This window comes from Sphingomonas sp., from assembly GCF_026460985.1.
Classification (GTDB): domain Bacteria; phylum Pseudomonadota; class Alphaproteobacteria; order Sphingomonadales; family Sphingomonadaceae; genus Sphingomonas.
The window spans coordinates 1-19,553 of the sequence record NZ_JAPKNM010000120.1; the positions used below are offsets into that span (position 1 = coordinate 1).

23 protein-coding genes are annotated in these 19,553 nt (G+C 69.1%); 14 read left to right on the plus strand and 9 right to left on the minus strand.

Going from position 1 to position 19,553, the window contains the following annotated elements; all coding sequences use genetic code 11:
* Window positions 1–36: 36 nt before the first annotated feature.
* Window positions 37–825 (plus strand): siderophore-interacting protein, encoded by a 789-nt coding sequence (locus MT490_RS19520; RefSeq protein ID WP_297391383.1) that lies wholly within the window; start codon window positions 37–39, stop codon window positions 823–825.
* A 270-nt stretch (window positions 826–1,095) separates the two neighbouring features.
* On the opposite strand, the gene MT490_RS19525 is transcribed toward MT490_RS19520, so the two are convergent.
* On the minus strand, window positions 1,096–1,842 hold the full coding sequence (locus tag MT490_RS19525) for a LuxR family transcriptional regulator (RefSeq protein WP_297391385.1): 747 nt from the start codon (window positions 1,840–1,842) through the stop codon (window positions 1,096–1,098).
* Window positions 1,843–2,050: 208 nt separating this feature from the next.
* Here MT490_RS19525 and MT490_RS19530 point away from each other — a divergent pair, with 208 nt between their 5' ends.
* The 9 genes from MT490_RS19530 to MT490_RS19570 all read left to right on the plus strand — a co-directional run bounded on the left by MT490_RS19530 (window position 2,051) and on the right by MT490_RS19570 (window position 10,486).
* A complete protein-coding gene (locus MT490_RS19530; RefSeq protein WP_297391387.1) occupies window positions 2,051–2,299 on the plus strand; it encodes a DUF6499 domain-containing protein in 249 nt (82 codons plus the stop codon).
* Window positions 2,250–2,858 carry a DUF2285 domain-containing protein gene (locus MT490_RS19535; RefSeq protein ID WP_297391389.1) on the plus strand — a complete coding sequence of 203 codons (609 nt, stop codon included), beginning with the start codon at window positions 2,250–2,252 and terminating at the stop codon, window positions 2,856–2,858. Before MT490_RS19530 ends, MT490_RS19535 begins: the two co-directional genes overlap by 50 nt.
* Window positions 2,859–2,971: 113 nt before the next feature.
* Window positions 2,972–3,199, plus strand: coding sequence for a helix-turn-helix domain-containing protein (locus MT490_RS19540; protein ID WP_297391391.1), 228 nt, complete (start codon window positions 2,972–2,974; stop codon window positions 3,197–3,199).
* Window positions 3,192–3,731, plus strand: coding sequence for a S26 family signal peptidase (locus MT490_RS19545; protein WP_363321770.1), 540 nt, complete (start codon window positions 3,192–3,194; stop codon window positions 3,729–3,731). Before MT490_RS19540 ends, MT490_RS19545 begins: the two co-directional genes overlap by 8 nt.
* On the plus strand, window positions 3,719–4,339 hold the full coding sequence (locus MT490_RS19550) for a lytic transglycosylase domain-containing protein (protein WP_297391393.1): 621 nt from the start codon (window positions 3,719–3,721) through the stop codon (window positions 4,337–4,339). The genes MT490_RS19545 and MT490_RS19550 overlap by 13 nt, the downstream gene beginning before the upstream one ends.
* Window positions 4,340–4,357: 18 nt before the next feature.
* Window positions 4,358–6,808, plus strand: a complete 2,451-nt coding sequence (locus tag MT490_RS19555; RefSeq protein WP_297391395.1) for a CHAT domain-containing protein — start codon at window positions 4,358–4,360, stop codon at window positions 6,806–6,808.
* 717 nt (window positions 6,809–7,525) lie between these two features.
* A complete protein-coding gene (locus MT490_RS19560; RefSeq protein ID WP_297391397.1) occupies window positions 7,526–7,918 on the plus strand; it encodes a DUF2958 domain-containing protein in 393 nt (130 codons plus the stop codon).
* A gap of 91 nt (window positions 7,919–8,009) precedes the next feature.
* Window positions 8,010–9,836, plus strand: a complete 1,827-nt coding sequence (locus tag MT490_RS19565; RefSeq protein ID WP_297391399.1) for a ParB N-terminal domain-containing protein — start codon at window positions 8,010–8,012, stop codon at window positions 9,834–9,836.
* A gap of 242 nt (window positions 9,837–10,078) precedes the next feature.
* Window positions 10,079–10,486 (plus strand): hypothetical protein, encoded by a 408-nt coding sequence (locus MT490_RS19570; protein WP_297391401.1) that lies wholly within the window; start codon window positions 10,079–10,081, stop codon window positions 10,484–10,486.
* Between the two features lie 6 nt (window positions 10,487–10,492).
* On the opposite strand, the gene MT490_RS19575 is transcribed toward MT490_RS19570, so the two are convergent.
* The 3 genes from MT490_RS19575 to MT490_RS19585 all read right to left on the minus strand — a co-directional run bounded on the left by MT490_RS19575 (window position 10,493) and on the right by MT490_RS19585 (window position 11,388).
* Entirely contained in the window at window positions 10,493–10,693 is a 201-nt protein-coding gene (locus MT490_RS19575) for a DUF6771 family protein (RefSeq protein WP_297391403.1), read from the minus strand.
* Between the two features lie 63 nt (window positions 10,694–10,756).
* On the minus strand, window positions 10,757–11,170 hold the full coding sequence (locus MT490_RS19580; protein ID WP_297391405.1) for a thermonuclease family protein: 414 nt from the start codon (window positions 11,168–11,170) through the stop codon (window positions 10,757–10,759).
* Window positions 11,171–11,172: 2 nt separating this feature from the next.
* Window positions 11,173–11,388, minus strand: a complete 216-nt coding sequence (locus MT490_RS19585) for a hypothetical protein (RefSeq protein WP_297391407.1) — start codon at window positions 11,386–11,388, stop codon at window positions 11,173–11,175.
* 381 nt (window positions 11,389–11,769) lie between these two features.
* On the opposite strand from MT490_RS19585, the gene MT490_RS19590 reads away from it, so the two are divergent.
* The 4 genes from MT490_RS19590 to rlxS all read left to right on the plus strand — a co-directional run bounded on the left by MT490_RS19590 (window position 11,770) and on the right by rlxS (window position 15,436).
* Window positions 11,770–12,069: a DUF736 domain-containing protein gene (locus tag MT490_RS19590; RefSeq protein ID WP_297391409.1), complete on the plus strand. Its 300-nt coding sequence runs from the start codon at window positions 11,770–11,772 to the stop codon at window positions 12,067–12,069.
* Between the two features lie 89 nt (window positions 12,070–12,158).
* Window positions 12,159–12,545, plus strand: coding sequence for a hypothetical protein (locus tag MT490_RS19595; RefSeq protein WP_297391410.1), 387 nt, complete (start codon window positions 12,159–12,161; stop codon window positions 12,543–12,545).
* Between the two features lie 241 nt (window positions 12,546–12,786).
* Window positions 12,787–13,143: a hypothetical protein gene (locus tag MT490_RS19600; RefSeq protein WP_297391412.1), complete on the plus strand. Its 357-nt coding sequence runs from the start codon at window positions 12,787–12,789 to the stop codon at window positions 13,141–13,143.
* Between the two features lie 325 nt (window positions 13,144–13,468).
* Window positions 13,469–15,436 (plus strand): relaxase/mobilization nuclease RlxS, encoded by a 1,968-nt coding sequence (rlxS, locus tag MT490_RS19605; RefSeq protein WP_297391413.1) that lies wholly within the window; start codon window positions 13,469–13,471, stop codon window positions 15,434–15,436.
* Between the two features lie 75 nt (window positions 15,437–15,511).
* Here the strand turns inward: rlxS and MT490_RS19610 are convergent, their stop codons facing one another.
* From MT490_RS19610 to MT490_RS19630, 5 genes are read right to left on the minus strand one after another with little or no spacing between them, the layout of a single operon-like run.
* Window positions 15,512–16,888 (minus strand): aldehyde dehydrogenase family protein, encoded by a 1,377-nt coding sequence (locus MT490_RS19610; RefSeq protein ID WP_297391415.1) that lies wholly within the window; start codon window positions 16,886–16,888, stop codon window positions 15,512–15,514.
* A gap of 2 nt (window positions 16,889–16,890) precedes the next feature.
* On the minus strand, window positions 16,891–17,190 hold the full coding sequence (locus tag MT490_RS19615; protein ID WP_297391417.1) for a putative quinol monooxygenase: 300 nt from the start codon (window positions 17,188–17,190) through the stop codon (window positions 16,891–16,893).
* 26 nt (window positions 17,191–17,216) lie between these two features.
* Window positions 17,217–17,630, minus strand: a complete 414-nt coding sequence (locus MT490_RS19620; protein WP_297391419.1) for a putative quinol monooxygenase — start codon at window positions 17,628–17,630, stop codon at window positions 17,217–17,219.
* 13 nt (window positions 17,631–17,643) lie between these two features.
* A complete protein-coding gene (locus MT490_RS19625) occupies window positions 17,644–18,471 on the minus strand; it encodes a VOC family protein (RefSeq protein ID WP_297391420.1) in 828 nt (275 codons plus the stop codon).
* Between the two features lie 25 nt (window positions 18,472–18,496).
* Window positions 18,497–19,552 (minus strand): NAD(P)-dependent alcohol dehydrogenase, encoded by a 1,056-nt coding sequence (locus MT490_RS19630; protein WP_297391422.1) that lies wholly within the window; start codon window positions 19,550–19,552, stop codon window positions 18,497–18,499.
* Window position 19,553 lies beyond the last annotated feature (1 nt).

The window sequence follows — 19,553 nt, forward strand, 5'->3', positions numbered from 1 at the left end:
AGGCGGACGCGGGCCGCTGCTGGAGACCGAGACACCATGGCTGACGACATGCATGCCCCTCCGGAAAACGGTGCCCGGGTGCGGCTCAACGGCGCGGCGGCGAGTCCCCGCGCCGGCTTTCTCGAGCGCACCTTCACCCGGCTCTTCATGCGGCCGGCGCTTGTGGTCGGGGTCACCGAGCTGTCCCGGAATTTCCGTCTCATCGACTTCGAGGGCGAGCCCCTGAAGGAATGCGACTGGTCGCCGGGCGACAAGGTCCAGGTGAAGCTCGACGGCGGGATGATCACCCGGACCTATACGCCGATCGGCTGGAACCGCGCCAAGGGCAGGACCTTGTTCCTCGCTTATTGCCACGGCGCCGGACCGGGCAGCGAATGGGCGAGGCGCGTCGTGCCGGGCGACGAGCGCCAGTTCTTCGGGCCGCGCAGCTCGCTTTCGCTCGAGGGCCTCGCTTCCTCGACGATCCTGTTCGGCGACGAGACCTCCTTCGCGCTTGCCCTGGCGCTTGCCCGGCAACCGGGAGCCAATCCCTTCGCCGAGCAGCGCTACGTCTTCGAGGTGAGCGACCGCGCGGAAGCGGCGTCGGTTCTCGACCTGCTCGAGCTCCCCGACCCGATCCTGGTGGAGCGGCGGGCCGACGACGGCCACCTGCCCGAGATCGCCGACATCGTGGTCGACCTGATGCAGCCGGCGAGCGATTTCGTCCTCAGCGGCAAGGCGTCCTCGATCCAGCATGTCGGCCGGACCCTGAAGGCGCATGGGGTCGAGACCCGGCGGCTGCGTGCCAAGGCCTATTGGGCGCCGGGCAAGACGGGGCTCGACTGAAGGGTCGCGGGAGCGAGCCGGGCGGGCGAGTCGCCCGTGACGCGAATGGCCGGGTGGCCGCCGCGCATGTCCAGGCCTCACGGCTAAAGGCGGCGGTGCATGCGACCCCACGCATGTTTTGCGCGCCTCGAACATCCCTCGCATCGCCGCATCGGCGGCTTGGCTGGCGGGATCGACGGTGATGAGCATCGGGCGGGCTCCCTCGGCCATGAAAGGCCCCGATCCTCCGCCCGGCCGCCGGCCATGGCCATTCCCCAGAAATGGGGATTTTCAACGCCGCAGCAGATCGACGAAGCTCAGCGTTCCGTCGAACAACGCATGGACCGCGAGCTGCGCTCGCTTGGCGATGCCGTACCGCCCGCGGGCCTGCTTCACGTGCTGGATCACCGTCTCATGGCTGAGGCCCAGGATTATCGCGATCTCATAGTCGGTCTTGCCGCGCGCCGCCCAGAAGAGGCAGTCGCGCTGCCGGTCGGTGAGCCTCGGCCGGTCGGCGGCGAGCGCGCGTATGCCCGACAGCTGCCGGGCGCGATCGAACGCAAGCTCGCCGACATGGTGGGCGAGCAGGAGCCACTCGCGGCGGATCTCCTTGCCCTTGACGGTCGCGAACGAGCAGGAGCCGGCGGATTCTCCCGGCACATGCGCCGGCACCGTGAAGCCGTCGCCGATCCCGGCGCGCTGCGAGCGCTGCAATATGTCGCGGTCGCGTGGGCTGAGGTCGATCATGTCGCCAAGGTCCGACCAGCAGAAGCCGGTGTTGGTCAGCTGGCTGGCGCGGTGCACCGGGTCGGAGGGGCCCAGCCGCTGCGCGTCGAAATACTCGACCCAGGCCGGCGGATAATTGTCGAGGCGGATCGCCGGCTGCGGCGCGCGTGGAATGTCGACATGATGGGTCAGCGCGAAATAGCGGAAGCCCGTCTCGCGGGCGATCGCCTCCACCGCATTTGCAAGCTCATCGAGATCGGCGGCATTCTCGATCGCCCGCGCGAATTCCTCCGCGACCCTTGCCAAGCTCATAGCACGCGCCACGCCCTAGCGAGGCACGCCCCAGGCTGCTCCATGCTCGCATTGACACCACCGGACCCGCCCACGGCGATTCTCAGCCGCCGCGGGGGACGTATCGATAACGCGCTGAGGATATGCGGCCGAGGTCGATTCTGCAAACAATTCGCAATATGGGCCTGTCGGCGGTGCGCCGGTCCGCTGCTCGCATTCCGGTCCGCGGATGGGGCGAGGGGCTGACGGGCGCCCCGACTGGCGGGACGACGCGCCCTACCGCGCGCTGATCGGCATCGACGCAGCCGGGCTTGCCTGGGAATGGCTCCGCCGCGATCCTGGCTATATCGCATGGTGGCAGGCCCAGCCGATCAGCGAAGCGCAATTGCTGCAGGGCGTCCCGATCGTTGCGGCGATGCGCCGGGCGCATGACTGGGGGCTTCTTTTTCGCCGAGCGTCCAGACCGCTCCGCGCCTGACGCCCTTCTGTTCTGGAGCGCCGATGTCGATGGCAGCGTCGTATCGGTGCGGGCGGAGCCGGTCGCCGCCGCGGATCCGGATGCGTTTGCGCTTGCGCGTCTCGCCGGCCGCGCTTCGCTCGCGCGCGGCGATGACGGCCGCGAGCATCTCCTTCTTTCCGATGGCTGGCGGCGCCTGCGGCTCGACGTGGTCGAGGGCACCTTGCTCGGGGAAGGCCATGTGCGGCTGCATTTCGAGATGGCCGGCTTCGCGCAGCTCGAGGCGAGACTGCTGACCATCCGTCGCCTGCTCTCGCTGTGGCGGAAGGAGCGGTTCCTGCATGCGCTGTTCCAGCCGCTCGCCGGCCTGGCGCACCGACTTGAGGCGCTGCGCGTCGCCGACGCGCGATCCGCCGGCGCTTCCTATCGCGAGATCGCCGTCGCGCTTTATGGCGAGCAGCGTGTCGGGGCCGAATGGGAAGGGCGTTCGGACTTCCTGCTTTCGCGCGTGCGGCGCCGGGCCGCGGAGGCGCGGCGGATGGAGAAGGGCGGCTATCGCGCGCTGCTGCGGACGCGGTGATCGCTGCAGGGGAGTCGAAATCGCGGGGGCGCGATTTCGACTCTGCCGGGGCCTTCCCTCCGAGACGATGCTGACCGCGACAGGCCGCAAGCCGGCCCCGTGGGAGCAGCGTCATGCCCGAACCATCGCATGGAATGGGAATCGCCTCGGGCGGGCGGCCCTACCTCAACACCCGCCAATCGGCCCATTTTCTGGGTTTGTCGGTGCGCACGCTCGAGCAGATGCGCAGCGGGGGCACCGGCCCGCGCTTCCGGCGGCACGGCCGTCTCGTCTTCTATCATGTCGACGATCTCGAAAGCTGGTCGCGCGCGACGACCCTAGGGGAGCTGGACGATGGCTGAGCGCAGGGCCATCCGCTTGGTGGGCGGGCGGCGCAGCGCACTAGCGGGCATGCTTGCGCTGGCGGCGCTCGCCTGCGCGCTGGCGGCGACGATCATCGTCCCGCCGGCACCGCGCTTCGTCTGGAACGTCTCCGCCAGCGCGCCGCGGGGCCTCTATCTGGTCGGTCGTCCGGACGATGTCGGCGTGGGGGACATGGTGGTCGCTCGCATGCCCGCACCCTGGCGGCGGTTCGCAGCGGGGCGACGCTATCTTCCCGCCAATGTGCCGCTGGTGAAGCGCGTCGCGGCGCGCCCCGGGGACAGGGTGTGCGCCTCAGGCAGGCAGCTCCTGGTCAATGGCCGCCTGATCGGAGAGCGACGGGCAGCTGATGGAGCGGGACGCCCGATGCCCTGGTGGAACGGCTGCACTGTCCTTGATGCGGGCACGCTCTTCCTGCTCATGGACGACCCCGCATCATTCGACGGGCGCTATTTCGGCCCGACGACGCGGGGCGACGTCATCGGCGAAGCGCGGCTGCTGTGGCGCGCCTGAGGCCGGGTCTTGCCGGGCTTGCCATTCTTGTCGCGGCGCCGGCCGCGGCCGATCCCGTGGCGGACTGGCAACCGCTGATCGAGGCAGCGTCGGCGCGGTGCGGCGTTCCGGCTGTCTGGATCGCCGAGGTCATGCGGGCCGAGAGCAGCGGGCGGACCGAATGGAACGGCCGCCCGATCGTCAGCCGCGCCGGCGCTATGGGCCTGATGCAGCTCATGCCGGGCACCTGGGCCGAGATGCGCGCCGCGCTGAGGCTCGGCCCCGATCCGCACCGGCCGCGCGACAATATCCTGGCGGGCGCCTGCTATCTGAGGCGGCTCTACGATCGCTTCGGTCATCCCGGCCTGTTCGCGGCCTATAACGCCGGTCCCGCCCGCTATGCCGCGCATCTGGCGACGGGGAAGGCGCTTCCGGCCGAGACGCGCGCCTATCTCACAAGCCTTGCCGGTTCTCTCTCCGGATATGCGGTGAGGGCAGGGGAGCCGCTGGAGCGACCCGGACTCTTTTTTGTGCGCCACGAGGCCTCGTCGGTTCCGCAGCAGCAGTCGGACGGTTCGCTCTTCCTGCTGCTGAGCGATGAGGCCTCGGATGCACGCCCAGATCGATGAAGGTCCCAAGTGGCCGCTGTGGAAACCGACACGGCGGTGGGCAAAGGCGGACGATACGAGCTCAATCCTCACTGCTTCCGTGCTTGCACCGCAAACCGATATCGTTTGAAGACGCGGTTCCGGCACGGGGCTTCGCTGGCGACGGTAAGACGCGTTCGGCGCGGACGACTGTGTCTGCGCATCACCGTTAGAGGATCTGGCGCTGCGAGCATGACGGACAATCAAGGGCTCACCGGGGGAGATATGCAGGCCGGGCCCGAGCTATGGCGCGGTACTGCGCGGGTGCTCAATCCGGACCCGCTGCGGATCAACTATCTCGTTGTCCATGACGATGATCGCCTCGAGGACATGTCGCCGCTCCAGGGATTCGGGCCGAGCTGGACCCGCACGCTCTGGGCGCTGCCGCTGCTCGCCAGGTTGCCCGCGTCGCTCATCGACCGCATCCTGCCCCTGGACGGGCTGATCGCCATGCGCATGGGCGGGATGAACGCGCAGGCCTGGAAGCCGCTCGCCATCGGCGCGCTCGAGCAAGTCGACCTCGACGATATCGGCTTTCTCCTGGTGCTCTTCGCCGGCACGGAGGTGGTCAGCGATCGCGTCACGCAGTGGCAGGCGCGCCAGCCCCGGGCGACGCTGCTGATCCGCGCGGACCCGCAGCCGGTCGATTTCGAGGCCGCGGATACTTCGGTGCGGGATTATTGCCATTCGGTGATCGATGCGCACGGAGACCGGCTCTCGCCGCAACGTCGCGCTTCCGCCGAGCGCGGATTGGCCGGTTGGTCGTCGCCCGAACCAATTGCGATCGAGCTGCCCGAGCTCGGGCACAACGCTACCTCGCCCAATGAGCTGGTCCTGCAACGTGCGGGCCGCGGTCTCGTCGCCCGCGAGGAGGGGTTCATCGGCCAGTCGGAGGCGGACTATGATGCCGCCGTGATCGCGAGCGCTGAGGCGGTGATGGCCGTTCGCGACGCGGTGCGGTTTCGCGATTTCAACCGCTTCTACCTGCCGCGTCCGGGTCTCATACTGAGCGAGCCTGCGCTTTATCGCTTCGCCTACCCGCGGACGCGGCCCGGATCGCGCGAGGACCGTGCGGCGCACCGTGTGCTGCGCATGTTCCAGCAGCAGCGTGGCCTTTTCACCGAGATCGACGAAACCCAAGCGGATGCCTTGCTCAACGACCCGCTGGCGCAAGGCGTGGTGGCGGCACGCCGCAGCGAGCTTGCGATCTTTACCGGAGGTGTCGCGCTCTTTGCCGCCCAGACCTGCTCTGCGGTGCTGCGCCTGCGGCCGGCAGTCAATCATGTGTTCCCTCTTCTCTCGCGATATGCTGCCAACATCCGGGCGCGAAATGTCGAGGCGCGGCTCAAGACACCGCGCCTGTTCGACGACATCCAGCGCAGCCTTGCGAGCGCGCTGGGCCCGGATCGCATCGCCTTCATCGAGCGGCATGGCGGGCCGATCAAGATCATATCCGATGCCCCGCTCGAGCTGTTGCCGGTCGGCGACTTGCCGCTCGCGCTTCGCTACGACGTCTCGCGCGTCAACGCGACGCCCGGCAATCTGATGATGGGAGAACTCGTCCCGCGGGTAACGCTGACCCTCGCACCGGAGGCGCTTTCGCGGGTGCTCGTCATCAGCGCCTTCGCCGACGACGACCCGCTTCGCAACCTGGTGGCGACCGCGATCGATAGCGCCATGCCGATGCTCGAAGGCAGGGTCGCGATCCGCCAGGTCCGCGTCTCGAGCGAGGAGGAGCTGGTCGCGGCGCTGAACGCTGCGGACGAGTCGATACTCGTCTTCGACGGCCATGGCACCGTCGACGACGGTGACCGGATGGGCGGGATCATCGTCGGCGGGCGCTCCGTGAGCATCTGGAATCTGCGCGAGCGGATTCGCGTTCCGCCGATCGTGATCCTCAGCGCATGCGACACGCAGGGAATCGATGCGCCGAGCCATGTCACGATCGGCAACGGCTTCATCGCCGCCGGCGCCCGAACGGTGCTCGCGACCTTGCTGCCGATCGGAGGAGTGGAAGCGGCATCGTTCCTGTCGCGCTTCCTCTATCGACTGGCCGCCTTCCTGCCGGCCGCGCTCGACGCCTATGAACGTGCGATCAGCTGGGGCGAGTTCGTATCGGGCCTGTTGCGCATGGTGCTCGCGACTGAAACGATCGATGCGCTGCTCGACCCGGCCGCCGATGCCGACGCGGTTCGGGAGCTCAAGACGCGCACGAACTACGAGATCAATATGGGACGGCCCGATTGGTACGGTGCGTTGCTCGAACGCATCGCCGGGCTGTCGGGCAAGGGCTTGGCTGCCCTGCGTCCGCGCGCGGCGCGCATCCTCTCGCGCAGCGAGGCCATCCGGTATGTCCAGCTCGGATTTCCAGAGGAGATCGTCATCGACGACGGCACGGTCTTCGGCCGGCTATTTCCCCCCGATATCCGTGAGCAGCTCGGCATCAGCTGAGGCGCCGGCGTTCAACGATCTCGTGCGTTCTGGAGATGGCAGCATGGTGGGTCATCCCCGTAAGCCCATCTCGCCGACACTCTTCTGATGGGGAAAATGGCGCCTCGCGCGGGCGCGATGCCTGCGCGCGCGGATCATGCGGTGCGCACACTGGCGGCTCCCTGCGGGATCGCCAGGGTTCGCGCGCCTTGCTTGGCCCCCTGCATCGGGTGAACAGCGCCCCACGCTGTTCAGGCCATGCCGGGGGCATGGCCGACCCGATGCACCGCGCGCACGCCGCCGCTTGAGCCGGCTTCGCCCGGAGTGCGCCTGTTTGCGCATCGCTGAGGCCCTGGCGCGACCGCGCTCTACGCGCTGACGCGCGCCCGGCCGCTGTCGCGTCCCGGCCCTGCGGGTGACGATCGCCTGGCGCTTGGCCGGAGCCCTGGGGCTCCGGCTGGCGGACGCCGCGCTGCCTGCGCGGCGGCGTTGCTGGCGGCCTCCCGGTCGAGCGGGTCTGGCCGGCGCGCCCGGCTAGGCCCGCTGCGGCCGCCCGCAAGCCGGCGTTGCCGGCTCCTCCAGTGCCTTGCGGCCCTGCGCCACCCCGTCGCGCCCGCGCGACGGGGACCCCGGACTTGGGTGCGGGCATCCGCGGGCGCGGGCCTTTGCGGTCGCTTCGCCGCCCATCCCCGCTCGCCGGGAAGGCCATGGGGTTTTGGGGGCGGCGAGGAGGCGATGATGGACCTGCTTACCGATGCCCTGCGCGCGGCGCTGCGCGCCAATGCCGAGGCTGCCCGCGATCCCGGGCACGATCCCGTGCCGGTGGTTAAGTTCTTCAACCCCTGCGGCGCGGCGACGTGGCTCGCGACCGAGCTGGACGCCGATGGCGACACCTTGTTCGGGCTCGCCGATCTCGGCTTCGGCTGTCCCGAGCTGGGCAGCTTCAGCCTTTCCGAGATTGCCAGCGTGCGGCTGCCGTTCGGCCTCGCCATCGAGCGCGACCTGCATTTCTCCGGCGATTTCCCGCTGTCCAGATGGGCCGAGGCGGCGCGGCGCGCCGGGTCGATCATGGGCGCCGAGACCCTTCTTCACCGCGCCGCGACGCGCGGGACCGAGGCTTCCGGGTCCTGACCGGAGGACGTGGCGGCCGTCCGCCGCCGATGAAAAGCCGGTCCCGCCCGTTCTCAGCAGAAGGGACCGGCGCTCACTTTGGAGCAGCGTCATGAAACTCGACTTCATCCCCATCGACAAGCTGTTCGTCGACAAGGCGAACATGCGGCACGGCCGGAAGGCGCCCGACATATCGGACATCCTGCCGACCATCCGCGCGCGCGGCGTGATCCAGCCCTTGCTGGTCCGGCCGGCCGACAACGACCGGTTCGGCATCGTCGCCGGGAGCCGCCGCTATCATGCCAGCCTCGCCGTCGCCGCCGAACGCCGGGGCGAGGGCGACCCCGATCCCGAGGCGCTGCTGCTGCCCTGCGGCATCCTCGACGCGGGCGACGATGCCGCCGCGATCGAGGCCTCGATGATCGAGAATTTCGCGCGGCTCGATCCTGACGAGGTCAGCCGGTGGGAGAGCTTCGTGCGGCTGGTCAAGCAGGGCAAGACGGTCGAGGATATCGCCGCGACCTTCGGGCTGCCCGACCTCGCCGTCCGCCGCGTGCTCGCGCTCGGCAACCTCTTGCCGCGCATCCGCGATCTCTATCGCCGTGAGGCGATCGATGCCGCGACCGTGCGCCACCTGACCATGGCGAGCAAGCGCCAGCAGCAGGCATGGCTCGCGCTTCACGACGACCCCGAGGCGTATTGCCCGACCGGCCATCAGTTGAAGGCGTGGCTTTTCGGCGGGAGCACGATCAAGGCGGCGCACGCGCTGTTCGACGTCGAGGCGAGCGGCGCGGCGACGGTCGCCGACCTGTTCGGCGAGGACAAGTGGTTCGCCGATCCCGATGCGTTCTGGACCCTGCAGAACGCCGCCATCGACGCGCGGCGCGCCGCCTATCTTGAGGCGGGCTGGAGCGATGTCGTGATCGTGCCGCCGGGCCAGCATTTCCAGTCGTGGGAATATGAGAAGACGCCCAAGCGCAAGGGCGGGCGCGTCTATATCGTCGTGCGCGCAAGCGGCGAGGTCGCCTTCCACGAAGGCTATCTCACCCGCAGCGAGGTCCGCAGGCGCGAGCGCGGCGAGGCGCCGGAGAGCGGCCGCAAGCCCGCGCGGCCCGAGGTCAGCGGCACCATGCAGGACTATATCGACCTGCACCGGCACGCCGCCGTCCGTGCCGCGCTGACCGGCTTCCCGCATGTCGCGCTGCGGCTGATGGTCGCGCACGCCGTCCTCGGCTCGCCGCTCTGGGGCGTGCGCGTCGAGCCGCAGGCGACGCGCAACGACGCGGTGCGCGAGTCGGTCGAGACCTGCCGGGGCGAGACCGAGTTCGACGAGAAGCGCCGCGCGGTGCTTGGCGTTCTCGGCTTCGATCCCGAGCGCGAGACGGTGGTGCGCAATCGCCTCGACGACTGCGCGCTGGTGCGGCTGTTCCTGCGCCTGCTCGATTTGCCGGATCCCGCCGTCATGGACGTGATCGCGATCGTCATGGGCGAGACGCTCGCCAGCGGCAGCGCGGCGGTCGCGGCGGTCGGCGAGCAGCTCGGCGTCGCGATGGCCGATTGGTGGCAGGCCGATCCTGTGTTCCTCGAGCTGATCCGCGACAGGGAAGTGCTGCTGCGGATCGTCGCCGAGGTGGCGGGCGAGCGCGTCGCCGAGGCCAACGCCAAGGAGAAGGGCAGGACCCTCAAGGCGATCGTCGCCGACCATCTGGAAGGCGCCAATGGCCGGGCCAGGGTCGAGCGCTGGGTGCCCGGCTGGATGGCATTCCCGGCCACGGCCTATACTGTGCGGGGCGGGGTCGGCAGCGTCCGCGCCGCCGCGCTGGTCGCGGCGGCGCGCGTCGAGGACGACGAGCCGGAGCCGAGCGGCCCCGGCGCGCTGCTGGCGCTGCCTGCGCCGGACAGCGAGCCCGAGCCGGTGCCCGAGCCGCTGGCTGCCTGATCCTTGGAGGGGGCGGCGATCTCGTCGCCGCTCCCAATTGGGGCCTGAAAATTCGGCCGCGGGGCGCGCCCTTCTGGCGGCGCCGCGCGGCCCTTTGTCGGTCTCGACGAGCGCGCAGCGGATGCGGCGAGCCGAGCGCCGCCGTCTTTTTGCTGCCATGAACTCCGCCTAATCGCTCACGCAACGATCCCGCAAAGGGACGTCAGGGAAGAGCGTTGGAAAGGGGCCAGGAAGGATGCCCCATGCGCCTCGCATTCGCTTCGCCCGCCGCCTCGGCCATCATCGATTCGGCGCGCATCTGGCGTGCCGCGCGCGACCTCGGCCAGCCCGTCCAGCCGATGCTCTTCGCGCGGCTCGACCGCCTCGGCAGCGGCATCCTCGCCCCCGTGCTCGACGGGCTGCTGACCCTGTTCGAGGCCGTGTTCCGGCGCCGGTTCGATGCGGGCGCGCCGACGGACGTCGACCTCACCGCCGACGAGGAGCGGCTGCTCGCGCTGCTCGACCAGGACAGCTGCCCGGCGCCGGCCGGGCCGGTCCAGCCCGCGCTCGCGCCGGCGCTGCGCACCGCCCTGCGCTCGACCCGGATCATGCTGCGCGCGGTCCTCGGGCGGGCGCCGGGCGATGCCGCCGCCCGCGAGCCCGCGGCCTGAGGCGCGTCAGACGAGGCCGCTGTCGATCGGCAGCGTCAGCTGGCGATCGTTGTAGCTCGGCGGCGGCGCGAGCTGCGCGCCGATCCAGCCGGCGAGCGCATCGACCGCGCGCAGCCGTTCGCGCGGGGAAGGGGCGGTGAGCCCTTGGCGGTAGGCGAGCGGCGCCTCCTCGATCGCGCCGAGCGTGTCGGTGTCGATTCGAGTCATGCGCCTATTGGAACAAATGTAGAACACATCCGCAAGGGACAATGATGCGGGCGGGGCGAGGCGCTATCGCCGCGCGCCGCCGCACCAGTCCGGACGGGGCTTGCCGCGCGGCCACCAGCGTGCCGCGCCCGCCGCGACCAGCGCCCCGGCAAGGTCGCGGCCGTCGAGCCACACCCGCGCGACGGTGCGGTCATAGCTGCGCCCGACGCGCTCGAAGCGGACGTCGCGGCCCTTGAGCATCGCGATGGCCTTGCGCTTCGCCGCCTTGCCGAGGGCGATCTCGGCGCGGCATCTGGCGTTGCGGGCCTGCGTCTCGGGCGCGTCGATCCCCGCGATCCGGATGCGCTCGCCGCTCTGGAGCCGGAAGGTGTCGCCGTCGGTGACCCAGGCGACGCGGCCGCGCTGCGGGTCGGCCGGTGCCGCCGCGACGAGCAGGGCCGCGGCCGCCAGCACGGCCGCGCATCGTCCGCCACCCATGCTCATCTCGCCTTGTGCCGGATCACCAGCTTGGTGGCGCCGCACAAGGTGCAGACGTCCTTGCTCCACTCGAAGCCATGGTCGCCGGCAAGCTCGCGCGTCTGGTGATTGGCGTGCTGGCGGACCGAGAGCCCGAGCCGCTCGGCGATGCAATCGTCGCACACCGGCTCGGGCGACAGCCGCATGATCAGCCCGCGAACCTGGTCCAATACCGTCATCTTTCCCCCTGAATCCGGCGCTTATGCTGCGGCGGCCGCGCACGGGCAACGCGTCTGCGCCGAACCGAGGGCGGCAGCGCCGATGCCCCGCCGCACGCGCCGCGGGGACTTTGCCCGCGTCCCGTTGGTCGCCTCCCACGCCTTCAAGCGCCGCCACGGCCTCCCGGTTGGCGGGTCTGGCGGCGCCGCGGCCGGGCCTGCAACGGCGGAGCCGAACTTTCTTCCCCGGCGTGTGCCACGCCTTCCTCGCGAGGCAAGAAAGCCCGGCTCCGCCGTCCTTCGCTGCGCTCCGGCACGAGGTGCAGCCCGTCCGCGCCGCCGCCGGGTCGACCGCCATCGAGGCCGCGATCGGGCGGCGCTCGAGCAGCAAGGAGACCTATCATGGCACAGATCGGTTCGTTCACCCGCGGCGAGAACGGCGTCTATACCGGCGAGATCCGCACCCTCACGCTTCGCGTCAAGGCGACCATCCGCCCGTGCGAGCGCGAGCATGACAAGGCGCCGGATCACCGGGTCAGCGCCAACGGCGTCGAGTTCGGCGCGTGCTGGACCAAGGCGGCGCGCGAGACCGGCGCCGAATATCTGAGCGTCAAGCTCGACGACCCGTCCTTCCCGGCGCCGATCTACGCGACGCTGAGCCAGGGCGACGAGGGCGAGCTGAAGCTCATCTGGTCGCGCTGACGCGCCTGCCGCGGCGCCCTCAGGTGCCGCGGCAGCCTTGTTCGGCTATCGGGGCATGTCGGCCCCAAGCCCTCGTCGGGAGCATATCGATGTCCAGCTCGTCCACCGTTCCGGTCTTTGTCTTCGGATCGAACCTCGCCGGCCGTCACGGCAAGGGCGCCGCCCTGTGGGCGCGCCAGCATCGCGGCGCCATCTACGGCCAGGGCGTCGGACGCCAGGGCGATGCCTATGGCATCCCGACCAAGGATCACCGCTTGCGGGTGCTGCCGCTGCATCTGATCCAAAACCATGTCACCGAGTTTCTCGACTATGCCCGGCAGTGGCCGGACACCGCGTTCGAGCTGACGCCGATCGGGTGCGGCCTGGCCGGATATCGTCCCGAGCAGATCGCGCCGATGTTCGCGGATGCGCCTGCCAATGTCCGATTGCCGGAGGCATTTTCGACAGTCCTGGCCGCGGGCTCGCCCGCGACCTGAGGGTGGCAATCGCGGGTGCCGGGGCTGGCGGGGAGGGGGCTCGTCTCGGTTCTTCCCAGCATGACGGGCGGCGCAGCGGCTCTCAAGGCCCGCGGGTGCCCCCCAATTTGCTGCGCAAATCGGTTCCCCCCGCGTCCGCTTCGCGGCGCCTGCGCTGCGCTTCGGCGGCCCTGACAACCGCTCCGCCGCCCGTCGTCAGGGCCGCGTCCTCGATGGTGAGGACGTCAAGCGGAGACACATCATGACCATGGTTCAACCCATCTCGGCCGCGGCGGATCGTGTGATGGCAGCGCTGGTTTCGGGGCTCGAGATCGAGTTCGGACGCGGTGCGGGCGAAGCGCTGGCGCACCGGTTTCTCGAGGCCGAGGAAGTCGATTTTCATTGGGATGCGCGGCTTCAGGAACGCTGGATCGGCGCATATGGGCGCCTCGAGGAGGACGATGTGGAACTCGATCGGGTACGCGTTCTCGGGCGGCTCGATGGGCGCTGGTTCGTCGCGGTGATGATCGTCGATGGCGACGGCAACCCGCACGGGATGATGGGCAAGCGCAGCTTCGGGCGCGCGGGCGACGCACGCAGGGCGTTCGCGGAGGCGTGAGGATCGGTGCCATTTCGGCCGGGATGCGGTACCAGGTGGGTGCCGTGTCTCGGCTTCTCTCTTTTTGAGCCGAGGGGAGGGCGGGAGAGAAGAAGCAGGGAAAGCAAGATAGAGGGAATATCTCGCGATATTCCAAGTGATTGTCTGCACATCGTTTTTTAGCGATTCTCGCGAGACTCCCGCTTCGATCGCGAGACAGGGCCACCGGAAAGGGCGGATTTGCGCGGGTTCCGCGCCGCTTTCGCGAGACTCCTTGAAGCGGCGCGCAGAGGCGCCATTGTCGTCGTCGGGGAGCGTCGTTCCAGCAGCTGGAAAGGACGCCGACATGCATGACGACGAGTTCGAGCCTCGTCTCGGCCGGATGCGCGGTCGCGGCAAGGAAGCGCGCTATCTGAGCCTGGTGGTGAAGGCGGCGCGGCGCGCCGGCCGGCGGACCGGCATCCGCAGCCGGCGCTTCGACGGCAGCCGGATCGGCCGCGGTGCCGGCCTCGCGCGCGTGCTCCGATCAGGCGACCGGCTTGGCGCGTTCCGCGCGCGCCGGGTGGTGGTGAAGGCGCGGCTCGCGATGCTGGCGGGGAAGGGGGCCGCGGCTGCCCGAGCGCATCTGCGCTACATCCAGCGCGACGGCGTGACCCGCGACGGCCAGCCCGGCACCCTCTATTCGGCGGACAGGGACGCGGCCGACGGCAGGAGCTTCCTCGAGCGGTCGGCGAGCGACCGCCACCAGTTCCGCTTCATCGTCTCGGCCGAGGATGCCGACCAATATCCGGACCTCAAGCCCTTCGTGCGCCGGCTGATGTCGCAGATGGAGGAGGATCTCGGCACGAGGCTCGACTGGGTGGCGGTGGACCATTTCAACACGGGACACCCGCACACGCACATCATGCTGCGCGGCAAGGACGATCGCGGCGACAATTTGGTGATCGCGCGCGAATATATCTCGCACGGGCTGCGCGAGCGCGCGATGGAGATCGTCTCGCTCGACCTCGGGCCCCGCACCGACCTTGAGATCGAGGAGCGCCTGCGCAGCGACACCGGCGCGGAACGGCTGACGGCGATCGATCGGCGGCTGATCCGCGACATGGACGCCCAGCACTTCGTCGGCGCCGGCGACTCCGATCCCTTTCACCAGTCGCTGCGGGCGGGGCGCCTGCAGAAGCTCGGAAGCCTCGGCCTCGCCGAGCATATCGACGGCGACCGCTGGCGCCTCGCCGAAGGTCTCGCCGACACGCTGCGCCGCATGGGCGAGCGCGGCGATATCATCCGCACGATGCAGCGCGAGCTCAGCGCGCGGAAGCTCGAGCGCGGCGCGGCCGACCAGATCATCTTCGATCCGATGGCCGAGGGCGCGGCACCGGTCATCGGCCGCGTCGTCACGCGTGGCCTCGCCGACGAGCTCAACGACCGCCATTACCTGATCGTCGACGGGATCGACGGGCGCACCCATTATGCCGAGATCGGCAAGGGCGAAGCCGTCGATCCGATCCCGAAGGACGCAATCGTCAGGATCGTGTCGCGCGAGGGCGGCGTGCGGCCGGTCGACCGCACCATCGCCGAAGTCGCCGCCGCCAATGGCGGGCGCTATTCGATCGATGCCCATCTGCGCCACGACCCTACGGCCACCCAAGCGTTCGCCGAGACCCATGTCCGGCGGCTCGAGGCGATGCGGCGCGTGATGCGGAGCGTCGAGCGCGAGGCCGACGGGATTTGGATCGTCACGCCTGATCATCTCGACAAGGCCGCTGCGTTCGAGGCGCGGCGGCTGCGCGACCGGCCGGTGAGCGTCGAGATCCTGTCGGCCGTGCCGCTCGAGCGGCTTCCGGATACGGAGGCCGCGACCTGGCTCGACCGCGAGCTGACGGCGGACGCGCCGGCGCCGGTTCGTGATGCCGGTTTCGGGCGCGAGGTTCGCGCCGCGCAGGCCTTGCGGCGGCAATGGCTGATCGACGAGCAGCTTGCCGAGACGAGGGGTGCGCAGACCGTCTATCGAACGGGAATGATCGCGACGCTCCAGCGGCGCGAGCTGCTGCGGGTTGCCGGTCAGCTTTCAGACGAGCTCGGCCTACCCTTTGTGGAAGCGAGGGCGGGAGAGCGGGTCGAGGGCCGGTTCAGCCGCACCGTGGAGATGGCCAGCGGGCGGCACGCGCTGATCGAGCGGTCGCGGGATTTTACGCTGGTGCCATGGCGGCCGGTGCTCGATCGCCATGTCGGCAAGGATGTCGCGGGCACCGTGCGTGAGAGCGGAATCAATTGGGCGATCGGGCGGCAGCGCAGCGGGCCGAGCATTTCATGACAAGTTTCGGGCCGTCATCGGTCCGGCAGCTATCGGCGAAATCTCGCAGTAAGCCGCCCGATACCCGGACCGCCCTCACAGTTTGAAGACCACCAGCTTGTCCGCAGTCATCTCACGCGCGGTGTAGGGAATGCCGCCCACGCCCTGGCCGGACTCGCGTCGCCCCGCGAAGGGCATCCAGTCGGTGCGGAACGCGCTGTGATCGTTGATCATCACCGACGAGGCGTCGAGCCGTTCTGCCGCCTCGAGCGCGACGCCGAGATCGCGGGTGAAGATGCTGGCCTGGAAGGAGACGGGAAGCGCATTCGCGGCGGCAATGGCCTCGTCGATCGCCTCGTAGCCGAACAGGCAGGTGAGCGGGCCGAAGACCTCGCGGGTCGATACCCTAGAGTCGCGCGGCGGCTCGACGAGGATGGCGGGTTCGAGCGTGGTCTCGCTCAGCTGTCCGCCACCAATCAGCCACGCACCCGCGGCGATGGCCTCGTCAATCCATTGCCCGACCCGCGCGGCTTCCTCTGGGCGGATCAACGGTCCGACCTCAACCTCGGGCCGGAGCGGATTTCCCACGCGCAGCTTGGCGACGCGCTGGCCAAACCGCTCGACGAATTCGGCTTTGATATCGGCGTGCACGTAGATGCGCTGCACCGATACGCAGACCTGACCGGCGTGATAATAGCCGCCCTTCACGATCGGCTCGATAATCGTGTCGAGATCGGCGCCACGGTCGACGATCACCGGCGCGACGCCGCCATGTTCGAGCGCGCAGCGCGTGCCCGGGGCCAGATTGGCGCGCAGCCGCCAGCCAACCGCCGCCGATCCGATGAAGCTTAGAAAGGCGACGCGCGCATCGGTGGCGAAGGCGCTCGCCAGGTCGCGATTTTCCGGAAGGAAGGTCTGCACCCATCCCTCGGGCATGCCCGCTTCGTGAAGGAGCCTGACGAACTCGAGGCAGCAGAGCGGTGTGGCCGTGGCCGGCTTGACGATCACCGGGCAGCCGGTGGCGATTGCGGGCGCGACCTGGTGAACGATGAGATTGAGTGGATGATTGAAGGCCGAAATGGCTGCAACCACGCCGATCGGCTCCGGGATCGTCCAGGCACGGCGACCCTCGCTCGCGGGCGTGAGGCCCATCGGGATTTCGACACCCACGCGGGTGCGAAGCAGCTCGCCCGCATTGCGAATGCCGTCGATCGCTCGGTCGGTCTCGACCAAGGCGTCCGTATAGGGCTTGCCGCCTTCGCGCGCGATGAGCGTGGCAAAGGCTTCGCGCTGCTGCCCGACCAGCTCCGCCAGCTTCCGCAGCACGTCGATGCGCCGGTGTGGCGGCAGCCAGCCACCGCGATCGAGGAAGCGCGCGCGGGCAGTCGTCAACTTGGCTTCCAGCGCGGCGGCATCATCCGTCGGCAGGTCGATGATGTGCTCGCGATCGAAAGCTTGCACGACCTCGATCATGGTTACGCCACCGCCACCGGTTCCAGGACCAGCGCCGATCGTTCGGCCAGCGCGGGAATGCGCGCCAGATAGTCCTGATAGTGCGGCGTCTGCCGATGCGCGGCCGCCGCGTCGCCGTCGCGATAGAGCTCATCGAGCACATAGCGTTCGGGCGCGGCCTGATCGCGCCAGATGTCCCAGCGCAGATTGCCCGGTTCTGCCCGGCAATGTGGTGCCATGCCAAGCAGCAGAGCTTCCAGCTCGTGCGCCTTGCCCGGCCGGGCGGCCAGGCTGGCGGTGATCTTCACGGGGGATTGCGCCATCGCGGTCGCTCCTGGTGCCGGGGATCTCAACGATGGCCGAGCACGTCCATCTGCATCACCGTCACGCCGCCCTCGGCGAGCTCTGGCAGGCGTGCAAACCATTGCCGGACATAGGGCATCGCGTTGTGCGCCTCGAAATCGGCGCGCGTCGCGAAGATTTCGTAGAAGATGAAATGGCCCGGCCGGTCGCGATCCTCCTGGAGGAAATAGACGAGGTTCTTGGGATCGCTGCGCACCAGCGCGACCAGCGGCAGCGTCGCCTCGCGCAGCGCGTCTTCCTTGCCCGGTCTGGCGCGGACCTGGGCCACGACGGACCAGGCGCCCTCGGGGATCGCCGCATAGGCAATGCCGCTTGCAGGCTGTTCCGCCGTGGCTTGCGCCATGGCCGCGGGTGTTCCGGCAAGTAGCGCCGGCAGCATGAGAATGCGCGGAAATCGCATGTCGATCTCTCCTTCAGCGTGATGCCGCCAGCCGCTGCTGCCGGGCGAAAGCATCGCCGAAGCGGCGCTTCACGGGACCCAGTGCCTTGACGAATTCGAGCTGCTCGCCCTCGGGCCCCTTGCAGTAGATCAGCTCCCACCCGTCCGACGGCGCCTCGGCCACCTTGGTGGTGTTGGCGTCCTGCGGCGCCGCGCGGCGCTGCTGCTCGGTGGTGACTCGAATCGATCGGTTGGCACGCACCTGCGTCATGCCCCGCCGCGCGCTCTCGGCTTCGAGATCGGCGATGAACTTGTTGAAATCGACATCGTCGCGGACATGGAAGCAGATGTGCATCATCCGCGGATAGGCGGGGCTCATATGCTGGACCGGCTCGGCAAAGGCCCTGGGCCCGCCCATCGGCTGGCCGGCATCGCGATATTGCAGCAGCTCTATCACGACATTGTCGAACTGGATGAAGCGCACGTCGAGCCGCTGCGCGCCGCCGCGCAGATCGGGCACACCGATCGTCTGCGGATCGACGCCCAGCTCGTTGGCCAGGATTTCCTGGTCGGCGAGCAAGGTGTTCTGAACCTGATCGCCCTGGAAATCGCCATGCCGGAACACTTCGGTGCCGCCCAGCACCTGCGTGTAGAACTCGAACGCCCGCTCCATGTTCTGGACGGTCAGTCCGAAATGTTGGACGCCCTGCAGCCGGGCGCCCAGCGGCGCGCTGTCGCGATCGGCCGTCAGGGCGCGGGCAGCCGTCGGCGCTGCAAGGCCCGTGAGCATCGCTGCGCCCGTCACGCCCAGAACCTCCCTGCGCGCGAGGCTGGCCGAATTGCGACTGTCAGACTTGTGCATGTCGATTCTCCCCTTGCCGGCTCGATCAGAAGGTGATGACCGCGCGCCCGACAATCTTGTTGTCGCGCAGCAGATCGATGTTCTCGTTGATGTCCTCGAACGCGATGGTGTGGATCGTGTGCTGGATCTTCCCTTCCGCAGCGAGCGCCATGACCTCGCCCAGGTCGACATTGTTGCCCCAGAAGGACCCGTGGAAGGTCTGCTCGCCCGAAACGCGGGGGAAAAGCGGGACGTCGATCCGGTCGCCGACGAAGCCGACATCGGCGTAATGCCCGCTGATCGCCAGCATCGCGAAGCCGAGCTGCATCATCTCGGGCGCGCCGGCGCAGTCGATGATCGCGTCGAACTTGTCCTGGCCGGTAGCCGCCTTGAGCTCCTTGCCGAGATCGGCCGCGGACTTGCCCTCGATCGCGAGGATATGGTCCGCGCCATATTGCCGGGCGACCTCCAGCTTCTCCGCATTGCGGCCCACCGCCACGACCGGTCCGCCGGCTCCCAGAAGCTTGGCATATTGCACGGCATAGACGCCGAGCCCGCCAATCCCGAACACGCCGACGACACGATCCGGGCCGAGGCCGCCCGCGGCGCGGATCTTCTTGAGCCCGCGATAGGGAGTGAGCCCGGCGTCGGTGAGGGGCGCAAGCTGCGCGAATTCCAGATGCTTGGGCACCTTGATCACATAGCGCGACGGCACCGGGATATATTCGGCGAAGCCGCCATAGAGACCGAAGCCGGGCCAGCGAACATTCGGGCAGATCTGCGTGTCGCCGGCCAGGCAATGGCGGCACACGCCATCGCCCCAGCCGGGCGCGACGACGACATGATCGCCTTCGGCGAGGCCCGCCACCTCGGGCACGACGCTCCCGATCTTCTCGATCGTGCCGGTGATCTCATGGCCCGGCGTCACGGGCGGCGGGATGTCGCCATAGCCCTGGAAGAAGCCGTCAATCAGTAGCACATCCGACCGGCACATGCCGCAGGCGGCCACCTTGACCAGCACTTCGTCGGGACGGATGTCCGGGACGGGGATGTCCTCGAGGACAAGGGGTTTCTTGTATTCGTGGATGCGTGCCGCTTTCATC

Bases quoted from the DNA above. Each gene is read 5' to 3' on its own strand.
- MT490_RS19560 (WP_297391397.1), top strand. From the start codon at position 7,526: ATGGACCTGCTTACCGATGCCCTGCGCGCGGCGCTGCGCGCCAATGCC.
- MT490_RS19610 (WP_297391415.1), bottom strand. From the start codon at position 16,888: ATGATCGAGGTCGTGCAAGCTTTCGATCGCGAGCACATCATCGACCTG.
- MT490_RS19520 (WP_297391383.1), top strand. From the start codon at position 37: ATGGCTGACGACATGCATGCCCCTCCGGAAAACGGTGCCCGGGTGCGG.
- MT490_RS19630 (WP_297391422.1), bottom strand. From the start codon at position 19,552: ATGAAAGCGGCACGCATCCACGAATACAAGAAACCCCTTGTCCTCGAG.
- MT490_RS19620 (WP_297391419.1), bottom strand. From the start codon at position 17,630: ATGCGATTTCCGCGCATTCTCATGCTGCCGGCGCTACTTGCCGGAACA.
- MT490_RS19575 (WP_297391403.1), bottom strand. From the start codon at position 10,693: ATGACTCGAATCGACACCGACACGCTCGGCGCGATCGAGGAGGCGCCG.
- rlxS (WP_297391413.1), top strand. From the start codon at position 13,469: ATGCATGACGACGAGTTCGAGCCTCGTCTCGGCCGGATGCGCGGTCGC.
- MT490_RS19545 (WP_363321770.1), top strand. From the start codon at position 3,192: ATGGCTGAGCGCAGGGCCATCCGCTTGGTGGGCGGGCGGCGCAGCGCA.
- MT490_RS19535 (WP_297391389.1), top strand. From the start codon at position 2,250: ATGACTGGGGGCTTCTTTTTCGCCGAGCGTCCAGACCGCTCCGCGCCT.
- MT490_RS19615 (WP_297391417.1), bottom strand. From the start codon at position 17,190: ATGGCGCAATCCCCCGTGAAGATCACCGCCAGCCTGGCCGCCCGGCCG.
- MT490_RS19590 (WP_297391409.1), top strand. From the start codon at position 11,770: ATGGCACAGATCGGTTCGTTCACCCGCGGCGAGAACGGCGTCTATACC.
- MT490_RS19525 (WP_297391385.1), bottom strand. From the start codon at position 1,842: ATGAGCTTGGCAAGGGTCGCGGAGGAATTCGCGCGGGCGATCGAGAAT.
- MT490_RS19570 (WP_297391401.1), top strand. From the start codon at position 10,079: ATGCGCCTCGCATTCGCTTCGCCCGCCGCCTCGGCCATCATCGATTCG.
- MT490_RS19530 (WP_297391387.1), top strand. From the start codon at position 2,051: ATGGGGCGAGGGGCTGACGGGCGCCCCGACTGGCGGGACGACGCGCCC.
- MT490_RS19585 (WP_297391407.1), bottom strand. From the start codon at position 11,388: ATGACGGTATTGGACCAGGTTCGCGGGCTGATCATGCGGCTGTCGCCC.
- MT490_RS19625 (WP_297391420.1), bottom strand. From the start codon at position 18,471: ATGCACAAGTCTGACAGTCGCAATTCGGCCAGCCTCGCGCGCAGGGAG.
- MT490_RS19595 (WP_297391410.1), top strand. From the start codon at position 12,159: ATGTCCAGCTCGTCCACCGTTCCGGTCTTTGTCTTCGGATCGAACCTC.
- MT490_RS19580 (WP_297391405.1), bottom strand. From the start codon at position 11,170: ATGGGTGGCGGACGATGCGCGGCCGTGCTGGCGGCCGCGGCCCTGCTC.
- MT490_RS19540 (WP_297391391.1), top strand. From the start codon at position 2,972: ATGCCCGAACCATCGCATGGAATGGGAATCGCCTCGGGCGGGCGGCCC.
- MT490_RS19600 (WP_297391412.1), top strand. From the start codon at position 12,787: ATGACCATGGTTCAACCCATCTCGGCCGCGGCGGATCGTGTGATGGCA.
- MT490_RS19565 (WP_297391399.1), top strand. From the start codon at position 8,010: ATGAAACTCGACTTCATCCCCATCGACAAGCTGTTCGTCGACAAGGCG.